Consider the following 12,052-nt stretch of genomic DNA (forward strand, 5'->3'; position numbering starts at 1 on the left):
CTTTCACACCGGCCCTCCGGGCGCTTCGTTCTTTCGTGTTTCCAGCTTATCAGATCCGTTTGCCGGCGCTTAACCGGTGCTTTTCGTTTCTGAAATCTGGTGTTAACCGCCGACTCGCGGCGACTCGACCAACCATAGCGGGTCGCCGGGCCGAGCGCGAATCGAGCCGCGCCGGGGGTCACCCGCTCGGACGCGGATTTGTTGCTCTCGCGAGCATATACAGCAATGGTCCCGATTCGCCAAGATGCCTGTAGAGTGCGGCGCATCGGCCAAGAGGACTAGACCACTGGCGGTCCACGAGATGGCCGGCTGGTGAGGCGGACGGCATGGCCGTTGGCCAGGGAATGTCAGCAGATGTCCGAAGTTGACATGATCTAGGCTTCAGTCGATCGCTCCGCCGCCTTCGCGGCCGCTCGCCTGTACTGCGCACTTGGGAGGCTCAACCATGACCACTGTGACGTCGCCGCTGACCGGCAAGGTCGTCGGGCTCGCCGGCGTGCCGGACCCCGTTTTCTCGGGTGCGATGGTCGGCCCCGGCACCGCGATCGACCCGGTCCGCGAGAAGACCGAGGCCGTTGCCCCGGTGGACGGCGTGGTCGTGTCGATGCACCCGCACGCGTTCGTCGTCGTCGACGCGGACGGGCACGGTGTCCTTACCCACCTGGGTATCGACACCGTCCAGCTGAACGGCGAGGGCTTCGAGCTGCTCGTCAACAAGGGGGACACCGTCACCCGCGGCCAGGCCGTCATCAAGTGGGACCCGGCCGCCGTCGAGGCCGCCGGCAAGTCGCCGATCTCGCCGATCGTCGCGCTGGAGGCCGCGCCCGACGCGCTGGGCGACGTCCACGGGGACGGGGAGGTCGCTGTCGGCGACGCCCTGTTCAGCTGGAGCTGACCCTCCCCTTCCATCCGACACACCCGCCCCACCGCTCCCGGTCGGGGCGGCCCGGCACACAGCGGTACCCGGCGGGGCCGCCTCTCTCACGGAGACAGACATGGAGAAGACGCTGCGCGGCGTGGGTGTCAGCCACGGAGTCGCGATCGGTCAGGTGCGGCACATGGGCACCGCGGTGCTGGAGCCCCCGGCCACCCAGATCCCGACCGAGGACGCTCCGCGCGAGCAGGCCCGCGCCCAGGCGGCCGTCGACGCGGTGGCGGCGGACCTGATCGCCCGCGGCAACCTGGCCGGTGGCGAGGCCCAGGCGGTCCTGGAGGCCCAGGCGCTGATGGCGCAGGACCCGGAGCTGATGGCCGACGTCTCCCGCCGGATCACGGTCGGCAGCAGCGCCGAGCGCGGCGTCTACGACGCCTTCGCCGCCTACCGGGCGCTGCTCGCCTCGGCCGGGGAGTACCTGGCCGGGCGGGTCGCCGACCTGGACGACGTGCGCAACCGCATCGTCGCGCGCCTGCTGGGCGTGCCGATGCCGGGTGTGCCGGACAGCGACGAGCCGTACGTGCTGTTCGCCCGGGACCTCGCGCCGGCCGACACCGCGCTGCTGGACCCGGCCCTGGTGCTCGGCTTCGTGACCGAGGAGGGCGGGCCGACCAGCCACAGCGCCATCCTGGCGCGGGCCATGGGCGTACCGGCCGTGGTCGCGCTGCCGGGGGCGACCGAGGTCGCCGAGGGCACCGTCGTCGCGGTGGACGGCAGCTCCGGTGACGTGCTGGTCGAGCCGGGCGAGGAGAAGCAGGCGGAGCTGCGCCGGGTCGCCGCCGAGCGCAAGGCGGCGCTGGCCGCCTCCTCCGGTCCGGGCGCGACCTCGGACGGGCACCGGGTGCCGCTGCTGGCCAACGTCGGCGGTCCGGCTGACCTGCCGGCCGCGCTGGAGGCGGGCGCCGAGGGCGTCGGTCTGTTCCGCACCGAGTTCCTCTTCCTGGACGACTCGGCGAAGGCGCCCAGCGAGGAGAAGCAGGTCGAGGCGTACCGCAAGGTGCTGGAGGCGTTCCCGGAGGGCCGGGTCGTCGTCCGGGTGCTCGACGCGGGCGCGGACAAGCCGCTGGACTTCCTGACCCCGGCCGACGAGCCGAACCCGGCGCTGGGCGTGCGCGGTCTGCGCACCCTGCTGGAGCACCCCGAGGTGCTGCGGACCCAGCTGCGGGCGCTGGCGACGGCCGCCGAGGGGCTGCCGGTGCACCTTGAGGTGATGGCCCCGATGGTGGCCGACCGCAAGGACGCCAAGGACTTCGCCGAGGCGTGTCGCCAGGCCGGGCTGACCGCCAAGTTCGGCGCGATGGTGGAGATCCCGTCGGCCGCGCTGCGGGCGCGTTCGATCCTCCAGGAGGTCGAGTTCCTCTCGCTGGGGACCAACGACCTCGCCCAGTACGCCTTCGCCGCCGACCGCCAGGTCGGTGCGCTGGCGCGGCTGCAGGACCCGTGGCAGCCGGCGCTGCTGGACCTGATCGCGTTCGCCGCCGACGCCGCGCGGGTCGACGGCAAGAGCTGCGGCGTCTGCGGCGAGGCGGCCTCCGACCCGCTGCTGGCCGTGGTGCTGACCGGTCTCGGTGTCACCAGCCTGTCGATGGGCGCGGCGTCGATCCCCTATGTGCGGACCGCGCTGGCCAAGTACACCCTGGCGCAGTGCCGTCGAGCCGCCGAGGCGGCGCGGGCGGCGGACAGCGCCGAGGAGGCGCGGGCCGCGGCGCAGCAGGTGCTGTCGGGCGAGTAGTCGCCGACGGACGTCCGAAGGGGGCCTTCCACCGTGGCGGTGGAAGGCCCCCCTCGCTGTGCTCGGGCCGTGGCTACTCGGCGGCGGTGGCGCGGTCGCGGCGGAGTTGCTCGAAGTAGCGCAGGTGGTCGAGGTTGTCGACGGAGCCGGGGTTGACGGCCTGCTCCAGGGGGGTGCCGGAGAGCAGCCGCTTGACCGGGACCTCGATGCGCTTGCCGGTGAGGGTGTGCGGCAGGCCGCGGACGGCGATGACCTCGTCGGGGACGTGGCGCGGGGAGAGCTCGGTGCGCAGCGAGGTGCGGATGCGGCCGATGAGCTCGTCGTCGAGCTCGGCGCCCGGGGTGAGGACGACGAAGAGCGGCATCCAGTAGCCGCCGTTGGGCTCTTCGAGGCCGATGACCAGGGATTCGGCGATCTCGGGGAGGCGCTCGACGACCTCGTAGATGTCCGAGGAGCCCATCCGGACGCCCTGGCGGTTGAGGGTGGAGTCGGAGCGGCCGTGGATGACGACGGTGCCGCGCGAGGTGACGGTGATCCAGTCGCCGTGCCGCCAGACGCCGGGGTACGTGTCGAAGTAGCTGTCGTGGTACCGGGTGCCCTCGGGGTCGTTCCAGAAGCCGGTGGGCATGGACGGGATGGGCTTGGTGACGACGAGTTCGCCGACCTGGTCGGTGAGCGGCCGGCCGTTGACGTCCCAGGACTCGACGGCGGCGCCGAGGCTGGGGGCCTGGATCTCGCCGAGGTGGACCGGGAGGGTGGGAACGCCGCCGACGAAGCAGGAGCAGACGTCGGTGCCGCCGCTGACGGAGGCGAGCCAAACGTCCTCCTTGACCTCCTCGTAGATCCAGCGGAAGCCGTCGGGCGGCAGCGGGGAGCCGGTGGTGCCGATGCAGCGGACGGCGGAGAGGTCGAGGTCGCGGCCGGGGTGGAGGCCGGCCTTGCGGCTGGCGATGACGTAGGCGGCGGAGGTGCCGAGGACGGTGGCGCCGGTGCGGGCGGCCACGGACCAGAGGGCGCCGGTGTCGGGGTGGCCGGGGCTGCCGTCGTAGGTGACGACCGTGGACCCGACGAGGAGGCCGGCGAGGAGGAAGTTCCACATCATCCAGCCGGTGGAGGTGTACCAGAGGAAGCGGTCGTCGGGGCCGAGGTCGAGGTGGAGGCCGGCCTGCTTGAGGTGCTCGACGAGGATGCCGCCCTGGCTCTGGACGATGGCCTTGGGCAGGCCGGTGGTGCCGGAGGAGTAGAGGACCCAGAGCGGGTGGTCGAAGGGCACGGCCTCGAAGACCGGGGCGAGGTCCTCGGCGACCAGGTCGTCCCAGGCGAGGGCGCCCTCGGGGGCGGGGGCGCCGAGCAGGGGGACGTGCACGACGGTGCGCAGCGAGGGGAGTTCGCGGCGGAGTTCGGAGACGACCTCGGTGCGGTCGTGGTCCTTGCCGCCGTAGTGGTAGCCGTCGACGGCGAAGAGGACGACGGGCTCGATCTGCTGGAGGCGGTCGAGGACGCTGCGGGCGCCGAAGTCGGGGGCGCAGCTGGTCCAGACGGCGCCGACGGCGGCGGTGGCGAGGAGGGCGACGGCGGCCTGCGGGATGTTGGGCAGGTAGGCGCTGACGCGGTCGCCGGGGCGGACGCCCCGCGCGCGGAGGGCGGCGGCGAGCGAGCCGACCTGGCGGCGGAGTTCGGACCAGGTGAGCACGATCGGCTCGTCGGTGGTCTCGTCGAGGTGGAGGACGGCCGGCCGGTCGGCGTTGGCGGGGTTCTCGGCGGCCCGCAGGGCGTGCTCGGCGTAGTTGAGGCGGGCGCCGGGGAACCAGCGGGCGCCGGGCATCGCGGGGTCGGCGAGGACGGCGTCGGGGGCCTGGGTGAAGCGGACGTCGAACCACTGGGTGACGGCGGTCCAGAAGCGGTCGAGGTCCTCGACCGACCAGGCGTGCAGGGCGGCGTAGCGGGCCGCGGCCTGCGCGTCGTCGTCGGCGGGTGCGAGCGGGGCGGCCGGGGCGCCGTGGTGCTCGGCGGCCCAGGCCTGGAAGGCCACGATCCCGGTGCCGGCGGCACGGGCGGGGTGGGGGCGCCAGAGTGGCTGGTCCTGGGGTGGGGTGCTCACGGTGGTGGTCTCCCGGCCGGTGATGAGGGCGGACGGGGTCGCTTGTGGCAGGGCCCGCGTCCGGTTGGGGGCTGTCGGTGCAGACCCTGCCACGTGATCGGCCGGTGCGCCAGGGTCTTCCCGGCCGGGTCGGGTTGCCTGGTCAGGCGGTGGTCGGGCCAGGGAAAGGCCGTGGTCTGGTGGGTCAGGAGCGGGTGAATTCGCCGTTGAACCAGGAGCGGGAGACACGGGTGTGGAAGGGGAAGGCGAGCGGGGTCTCGGGGGTGGAGAGCTGCCAGCCGTCGGTCTCGTCGGTGGGGACGGAGGGCGGGAGGTCGCCGAGCGGGCGGGCGGGGAGCAGGCCGAAGAGGCAGAGGAAGCCGCCGTGGGTGTCGGAGTCGGTGGCGACCAGGGTGATGTCGGTGTGCTCGGCGAGGATGCCGGTCTCCTCCCGGAGCTCGCGCACGCAGGCCTGCTGCCAGCTCTCGCCGTAGTCGATGTAGCCGCCGGGGAGGGCGAGTTCGCCGTAGCCGGGCTCGATGGTGCGGCGGATGACCACGAGGCCGGGCGCGGTGCCGTCCTGGGTGACCGGGAGGAGGGTGACGACGACGGGCAGCGGGTTGCGGTAGCTGATCTCGGTGCACTCGCCGCACGTCCGGGGCCAGGCGTCGGTGCCGGGCGGGTAGGGGGATCCGCAGAAGTGGCAGTGGGAGTTGGGCTGGTTGCGCACGGTGCCGGCCTCGTGAGTCGTCATGGCCGGATGGTAGTGCGGGCGGCCGGGGGCGGGGTGGTGATCATGCGATCCGGTCCGCGGGCGGGCCTTGGGGAGCCCCCGGGGGCGCGTCCTGGGTCGGCTCGCCCGGGGCGGGGCGGAGGAGGGCGGGGTGGAGGAGCGTCGCGCCCCCGGCGTGGTAGGTGCGGGCCCGGGGGCCGCCGCGGGCGCCGCCGCGCTCGGTGGTGGTGCCGGTGCCCTCGACGAAGCCGGGGACGGAGAGCACCTTGCGGTGGAAGTTGCCGGGGTGGAGCTTCTCGTCCCAGACGGCCTCGTAGACGGCGCGCAGCTCGGGGATGGTGAAGTCGTGCTGGAGGAAGGCGGTGGCCAGCGGGCTGTACTCGATCTTGGCGCGGGCGCGGTCGAGGCCGTCGGCGAGGATCCGGGCGTGGTCGAAGGCCAGCTCGATCGGGGTGGGCGCCCCGACGGCCGCGTCCTCGGCGAGGTCGGCCGGATCGGTGGGGCCGGTGCGCCCGCCGACGCCACCCCCGTGGGTGTCGGCGGGCGCCCCGGCGGTCTCGGACCGGCCGGCGGGCCGGAGGTCGAGGGCGGTGACGGGGTGCCAGGCGGCGTGGGCCGCGTCGCTGCCGGCCTGCGGGTCGGGCAGGTCGGGCGCGAAGGCGAGGTAGGCGACGGAGATCACGTGCATCCGCGGGTCGCGGTCGGGTGCGCCGTAGCTGCCGAGCTGTTCGAGGTGGATCCGGCTGAGGGCGGCCTCGGCCCCGACCGTGCCGGGCAGGCCGGTCTCCTCGGCGAGCTCGCGGGCCGCGGCGGCGTCGAGGCTCTCCTCCCCGGCCCGCAGGAAGCCGCCGGGCAGGGCCCAGCGGCCCTGGTAGGGCGGGAGGGCGCGCTCGACGAGCAGGACGTGCAGACGGCCGTGGCGCAGGGTCAGGGCGACCACGTCGACGGTGACGGCGACCGGGGTGTAGTCGCGCGGGTCGTAGGCGGCGAGCCACTCCTGCTCGGTGGTGTCCACGGTGCGCGCTCCTCTCCCCCGGGTGTCGGCCGCCGTGCCGGGGCGGCCGTCCTTCTCGGTCTGAGCACAACGTAGCGACCGCTTGACCCTGCGGCAAATGGTTTTCCGGCCCGTCCGCGCCGCCCGCTCCTACGCCCGGCGAGCCTGGTTGGGAGGGGGAAGGTGCACGGACCGGGCGCGGCCTGGCAGACTCATGCCGTCACCACTGCGGTCGACATTGTCGACCGCCTGTCAGCGCGGAGGTACCCATGCCCGGCCCGATCCAGTCGCTCTCCCGGGCCGCCGCGATCATGCGTCTGCTGGCCGGCGGCGAGCGCCGCCTGGGCCTGTCCGAGGTCGCGACGGCGCTGGACCTGGCGAAGGGCACCGCGCACGGCATCCTGCGCACCCTCCAGCAGGAGGGGTTCGTCGAGCAGGACCCGGAGAGCGGCAAGTACCAGCTGGGCGCCGAACTGCTGCGGCTCGGCCAGAGCTACCTCGACGTGCACGAGCTGCGGGCCCGGGCCCTGGTCTGGGCCGACGACCTGGCCAGGGCGTCCGGGGAGACCGTCTACCTGGGGGTCCTGCACCAGCGCGGGGTGCTGATCGTGCACCACGTCTTCCGGCCGGACGACACCCGCCAGGTGCTGGAGGTCGGCTCGATGCAGCCGCTGCACTCCACCGCGCTGGGCAAGGTGCTGCTGGCCTACGACCCGGTGGCGCGCGGGGAGCTCGGCGAGGGGCCGTTCGAGTCGTACACCGCGCGGACGCTGACCGAGGCGGCGGACGTGGACGCCGAGGCGGCGCTGATCCGCGAGCGCGGCTGGGCGGACGCGGTGGAGGAGACCTGGGAGGGCGTGGCCTCGATCGGCGCACTGATCCAGGACCGGCGGCGCAACCCGGTGGGCGCGGTCTGCATCAGCGGCGCGGTCGAGCGGGTCTGCGAGGACGGTTTCGTGAAGCCCTCGCTGGTCGCCTCGGTGCGCAGCGCCGCGCGCGCGATCTCCCGGGACCTGGGCGCCGGGCGGTTCTGACCCCCCGGGCGCGGCCTCCCAAGCCCCACGGAGCTCCCCGGAGCTCCGTGGGGAATCGTTCACGCTGAGGCGCGGACGGGCGAAATGCCCGTCCGCGCCTTACCGTTTTGTCCAAAATTACGGCGATCCATTCAGTGACTACGGGTAGCGCCGCGAGCGAAGGGTCACAGCTGCGTAACCTCGCCTTGACGAGAGGGCAACCCGGGGAGGAAGCTTCCGCATGACGGTCGACATTGTCGAACGATGGCCGTGCGAGACGATCCCGCAGAGCGCTCACCCGCCCCCCGATCGCCCGGCCCCTGCCCCCACCCGCACCTCCGGGCCATATGGACAAGGGAGTCTTTGTGTCCGCGTTCTCCAACGGCGACATCTTCGTCGGCGAAACCCTCGGCACCGCCGCCCTCATACTTCTCGGCGGTGGCGTCTGTGCCGCCGTGACGCTCAAGAAGTCGAAGGCCCTCAACGCCGGCTGGCTGGCGATCACCTTCGGCTGGGGCTTCGCGGTGATGATCGCCGCCTACATGTCGGCCCCGAAGTCCGGCGCCCACCTGAACCCGGCCGTCACCCTGGCCCTCGCCGTCGAGAGCGGCGACTGGAGCAAGGTGCCGATCTACCTCGGCTCCCAGCTGCTCGGCGCGATGATCGGCGCCGTCCTCGTGTGGCTCACCTACCTCGGCCAGTTCCAGGCCAACCAGGAGCCCACCCTCGGCATCTTCTCGACCGGCCCCGAGATCCGGAACCCGGTCCAGAACCTGATCACCGAGATCATCGGCACCTTCGTGCTCTGCTTCGCCATCCTCACCCAGGGCCTCACCAAGGGCCTCGGCCTCTCGGGCACCGGCGTCCTGATCGTCGCCTTCACCGTGGTCGGCATCGGCCTGTCCCTCGGCGGCCCGACCGGCTACGCCATCAACCCGGTCCGCGACCTGGGTCCGCGCATCGTCCACTCGCTGCTGCCGATCCCCAACAAGGGCGGCTCCGACTGGTCCTACGCCTGGATCCCGGTGGTCGGCCCGGTCATCGGCGGCCTGCTGGCCGGCGGCCTCTACCACGTCGCGTTCTGATCCCCCGGGTTTCCGCCCCACCCGAGCACGGGGACTGACCTGAGAGTCAGGCCCACCCGCCCCCGCACACTTCTTGAGCCGAGGATCCTCATGACCTCCACTGGCAACTACATCGCCGCGATCGACCAGGGCACCACCTCCAGCCGCTGCATCATCTTCGGTGCCGACGGCCGGATCGTCTCCGTCGACCAGCAGGAGCACCGGCAGATCTTCCCCCAGCCCGGCTACGTCGAGCACGACGCCGCCGAGATCTGGACCCGGGTGCAGTCGGTCGTCCGCGGTGCGCTGGAGAAGGCCGGCCTGACCAAGGACGACATCCGCGCCATCGGTATCACCAACCAGCGCGAGACCACCGTCCTGTGGGACAAGAACACCGGCGAGCCGGTGCACAACGCCCTGGTGTGGCAGGACACCCGCACCGAGGCGCTCTGCCGCGAGCTGGGCCGCAACGTCGGCCAGGACCGCTTCCGCCGCGAGACCGGCCTCCCGCTGGCCAGCTACTTCGCCGGCCCGAAGATCCGCTGGCTGCTGGACAACGTCGAGGGCCTGCGGGAGCGCGCCGAGGCCGGCGACATCCTCTTCGGCACCATGGACACCTGGGTGATCTGGAACCTCACCGGTGGTGTCAACGGCGGCAAGCACGTCACCGACGTGACCAACGCCAGCCGCACCATGCTGATGAACCTGAAGACCCTGGCCTGGGACGCGGAGATCGCCGAGTCGATGGGCGTTCCGCTCACCGTCCTGCCGGAGATCCGCTCCTCCGCCGAGGTCTACGGCGAGGCCGTCGGCGACCTGGCCGGCGTCCCGGTCGCCTCCGCGCTCGGCGACCAGCAGGCCGCGCTGTTCGGCCAGACCTGCTTCGACGAGGGCGAGGCCAAGTCCACCTACGGCACCGGCACCTTCCTGCTGCTCAACACCGGCGAGAAGATCGTCAACTCGTACCACGGCCTGCTGACCACGGTCGGCTACCGGATCGGCGACCAGGCCCCGGTGTACGCCCTGGAAGGCTCGATCGCCGTCACCGGCTCGCTCGTCCAGTGGCTGCGCGACCAGCTCGGCATCATCTCCACCGCCGCCGAGATCGAGACCCTCGCCAACACGGTCGAGGACAACGGCGGCGCCTACTTCGTCCCGGCCTTCTCCGGCCTGTTCGCCCCGTACTGGCGCTCCGACGCCCGCGGTGTGATCGCCGGCCTCACCCGGTACGTCACCAAGGGCCACCTGGCCCGGGCCGTCCTGGAGGCCACCGCCTGGCAGACCCGCGAGGTCGTCGACGCCATGCAGAAGGACTCCGGGGTCGAGCTCACCGCCCTCAAGGTCGACGGCGGCATGACCAGCAACAACCTGCTCATGCAGAACATCGCCGACGTCCTGGACGCCCCGGTCGAGCGCCCGTACGTGGCCGAGACCACCGCCCTCGGCGCCGCCTACGCGGCGGGCCTGGCGGTCGGCTTCTGGAACGACCTCGACACCCTGCGGGCCAACTGGCACCGCGCCGCCGAGTGGACCCCGCGCATGGACGAGGCCACCCGGGAGCGCGAGTACAAGAAGTGGCTCAAGGCCGTCGAGCGCACCATGGACTGGGTGGAGGAGGACGAGAACAGCTGACCGACAAGCCGGTCGGGGCACACCGCCCCGGCCGGCCGCCCGCTGTTCCGGCAGCGGGTGTCACCGTGTTTCACGGCCCGCCGCACCGGGCCGACCCGGTCTCCCACAAGGAGGCCGTACGCACACCGAGAGGAGTAACGGCGCCGCCCGACCCGCGCGCCGTACACACACCATGGCAACCATCCCGACCCTGGGCGCCGAGCGCACCGCCGGCCGCACCGCCTCCCGCGCCGAGACCCGCGAGCTGCTCGGCAAGGCCACCTACGACCTGCTGGTGATCGGGGGCGGCATCCTCGGCACGGCCGTCGCCTGGACCGCGTCCCAGGCGGGGCTGAAGGTCGCCATGGTCGACGCCGGCGACTTCGCCGGTGCCACCTCCAGTGCCTCCTCCAAGCTGGTCCACGGCGGTCTGCGCTACCTGCAGACCGGCGCGGTCAAGCTGGTCGCGGAGAACCACAAGGAGCGCCGCGTGCTCTCCACCGACGTGGCCCCGCACCTGGTCAACCCGCTGACCTTCTTCGTGCCGGTCTACAAGGGCGGCCCGCACAGCGCCCCCAAGCTCGGCGCCGGCGTCTTCCTCTACTCGGCGCTCTCCGCCTTCCGCGACGGCATGGGCCGGGTCTCCACCGCCGCGCACGCCGCCCAGCAGGTGCCCGCGCTGCGCACCGAGGGCCTGCGCTCGGTGGCCGTCTACGGCGACCACCAGATGAACGACTCGCGCGTCGCCGTGATGACCGTGCGCGCCGCCGTCGAGGCCGGCGCGGTCGTGCTCAACCACGCCGAGGTCACCGGGCTGCGCTTCACCGGCGGCCGGGTCACCGGCGCCGAGCTCAAGGACCGCCTGGACGGCACCGAGTTCGGCGTCAACGCCCGCCTGGTGCTGAACGCCACCGGCCCGTGGGTGGACCACCTGCGCCAGATGGAGGACGCCGGCGCCGCGCCGTCGATCCGCCTGTCCAAGGGCGCCCACGTGGTGGTCAAGCGCCGCTCCCCGTGGCGCGCCGCGCTGACCATCCCGATCGACAAGTACCGCGTCTCCTTCGCCATCCCGTGGGAGGACCACGTCCTGCTCGGCACCACCGACGAGGAGTTCACCGGCGACCCGAAGGACGTCCGGGCCACCGAGGCGGACGTCGACCAGATCCTCGGCGAGGCCGCGCACGCGATCCGCGACGAGCACATCGACCGCGACCTGATCACCTACAGCTTCGCCGGCCTGCGGGTGCTGCCCGGCGGCCCGGGCGACACCGCCGCCGCCAAGCGCGAGACGGTCGTCACCGAGGGCAAGGGCGGCATGCTGTCGGTCGCCGGCGGCAAGTGGACCACCTACCGCCACATCGGCCGCACCGTGCTGGAGAAGCTGGCCCACGTGCCCGGCACCTCGCTCGGCGAGGACATGTCCCCGATCGCCCCGACCGTCCCGCTGCCGGGCGTCGGCGCGCCGAACGCCGTCGCGCACCGCCTGCTGATCGACCGGGAGCCGGGCTCGCGGATGGAGCCGCTGGTCGCCAAGCACCTGGCCAGCCACTACGGCACGCTCTCCTTCGACATCGCCCGGATGATCGACGAGAACCCGGAGCTCGGCCGGCCGATCCACGAGGACGGGCCGGACGTCTGGGCGCAGGTCGCCTACGCGGCCGACAACGAGTGGGCGTACACCACCGACGACGTGCTGCGCCGCCGCACCACGATGACCGTCCGCGGCCTGGACACCCCGGAGATCCGCGCCGAGGTCGAGACCTTCCTCGCGAAGCGCGGGACCAAGTAGGCAAGTAGCGGTGCTCAGGCGGGCGTTCGGGGATTCCCCGGGCGCCCGCCCGCTGCTTTGTCAGACCGGCAGCCCGGCCTTCACCACGTGGCGCAGGTGCCG

At 72.8% G+C, this 12,052-nt stretch carries 9 protein-coding genes; 6 read left to right on the forward strand and 3 right to left on the reverse strand.

The genetic code is table 11. The features are described from left to right. Positions 1 to 445 precede the first annotated feature (445 nt). Both ACFP3U_RS22330 and ptsP read left to right on the forward strand, forming a co-directional pair. Positions 446 to 895, forward strand: coding sequence for a PTS sugar transporter subunit IIA (locus tag ACFP3U_RS22330; RefSeq protein WP_380227381.1), 450 nt, complete (start codon positions 446 to 448; stop codon positions 893 to 895). Positions 896 to 995: 100 nt separating this feature from the next. Beyond that, positions 996 to 2,666: a phosphoenolpyruvate--protein phosphotransferase gene (gene ptsP, locus ACFP3U_RS22335; RefSeq protein WP_380227382.1), complete on the forward strand. Its 1,671-nt coding sequence runs from the start codon at positions 996 to 998 to the stop codon at positions 2,664 to 2,666. A gap of 73 nt (positions 2,667 to 2,739) precedes the next feature. Here ptsP and ACFP3U_RS22340 read toward each other — a convergent pair whose 3' ends face one another. The 3 genes from ACFP3U_RS22340 to ACFP3U_RS22350 all read right to left on the reverse strand — a co-directional run bounded on the left by ACFP3U_RS22340 (position 2,740) and on the right by ACFP3U_RS22350 (position 6,494). Then, the gene (locus ACFP3U_RS22340) at positions 2,740 to 4,767 is read right to left on the reverse strand and encodes an acetoacetate--CoA ligase (protein WP_380227383.1); all 2,028 of its coding nucleotides are present in this window, start codon (positions 4,765 to 4,767) and stop codon (positions 2,740 to 2,742) included. A gap of 184 nt (positions 4,768 to 4,951) precedes the next feature. After that, positions 4,952 to 5,500, reverse strand: a complete 549-nt coding sequence (locus ACFP3U_RS22345; RefSeq protein ID WP_380227384.1) for an NUDIX domain-containing protein — start codon at positions 5,498 to 5,500, stop codon at positions 4,952 to 4,954. 40 nt (positions 5,501 to 5,540) lie between these two features. Beyond that, positions 5,541 to 6,494: an NUDIX hydrolase gene (locus ACFP3U_RS22350; RefSeq protein ID WP_380227385.1), complete on the reverse strand. Its 954-nt coding sequence runs from the start codon at positions 6,492 to 6,494 to the stop codon at positions 5,541 to 5,543. A gap of 248 nt (positions 6,495 to 6,742) precedes the next feature. Here ACFP3U_RS22350 and ACFP3U_RS22355 point away from each other — a divergent pair, with 248 nt between their 5' ends. The 4 genes from ACFP3U_RS22355 (at position 6,743) to ACFP3U_RS22370 (ending at position 11,950) form a co-directional block, all read left to right on the forward strand. Then, entirely contained in the window at positions 6,743 to 7,507 is a 765-nt protein-coding gene (locus tag ACFP3U_RS22355) for an IclR family transcriptional regulator (protein ID WP_030307908.1), read from the forward strand. A gap of 326 nt (positions 7,508 to 7,833) precedes the next feature. Beyond that, complete coding sequence (locus ACFP3U_RS22360; protein WP_380227386.1) at positions 7,834 to 8,571, forward strand: MIP/aquaporin family protein; 738 nt, start codon at positions 7,834 to 7,836, stop codon at positions 8,569 to 8,571. A 90-nt stretch (positions 8,572 to 8,661) separates the two neighbouring features. Beyond that, positions 8,662 to 10,182: a glycerol kinase GlpK gene (gene glpK, locus ACFP3U_RS22365; RefSeq protein WP_380227387.1), complete on the forward strand. Its 1,521-nt coding sequence runs from the start codon at positions 8,662 to 8,664 to the stop codon at positions 10,180 to 10,182. Positions 10,183 to 10,354: 172 nt separating this feature from the next. Next, positions 10,355 to 11,950 (forward strand): glycerol-3-phosphate dehydrogenase/oxidase, encoded by a 1,596-nt coding sequence (locus ACFP3U_RS22370; RefSeq protein WP_380227389.1) that lies wholly within the window; start codon positions 10,355 to 10,357, stop codon positions 11,948 to 11,950. The last annotated feature ends 102 nt before the right edge of the window (positions 11,951 to 12,052 follow it).

It is taken from the genome of Kitasatospora misakiensis (genome assembly GCF_042656005.1).
Classification (GTDB): Bacteria; Actinomycetota; Actinomycetes; order Streptomycetales; family Streptomycetaceae; genus Kitasatospora; species Kitasatospora misakiensis.

What these genes read in the sequence shown, in the direction of transcription:
- glpK (WP_380227387.1), top strand. Translation starts at nt 8,662, where the DNA reads ATGACCTCCACTGGCAACTACATCGCCGCGATCGACCAGGGCACCACC.
- ACFP3U_RS22355 (WP_030307908.1), top strand. Translation starts at nt 6,743, where the DNA reads ATGCCCGGCCCGATCCAGTCGCTCTCCCGGGCCGCCGCGATCATGCGT.
- ptsP (WP_380227382.1), top strand. Translation starts at nt 996, where the DNA reads ATGGAGAAGACGCTGCGCGGCGTGGGTGTCAGCCACGGAGTCGCGATC.
- ACFP3U_RS22360 (WP_380227386.1), top strand. Translation starts at nt 7,834, where the DNA reads ATGGACAAGGGAGTCTTTGTGTCCGCGTTCTCCAACGGCGACATCTTC.
- ACFP3U_RS22370 (WP_380227389.1), top strand. Translation starts at nt 10,355, where the DNA reads ATGGCAACCATCCCGACCCTGGGCGCCGAGCGCACCGCCGGCCGCACC.
- ACFP3U_RS22345 (WP_380227384.1), bottom strand. Translation starts at nt 5,500, where the DNA reads ATGACGACTCACGAGGCCGGCACCGTGCGCAACCAGCCCAACTCCCAC.
- ACFP3U_RS22330 (WP_380227381.1), top strand. Translation starts at nt 446, where the DNA reads ATGACCACTGTGACGTCGCCGCTGACCGGCAAGGTCGTCGGGCTCGCC.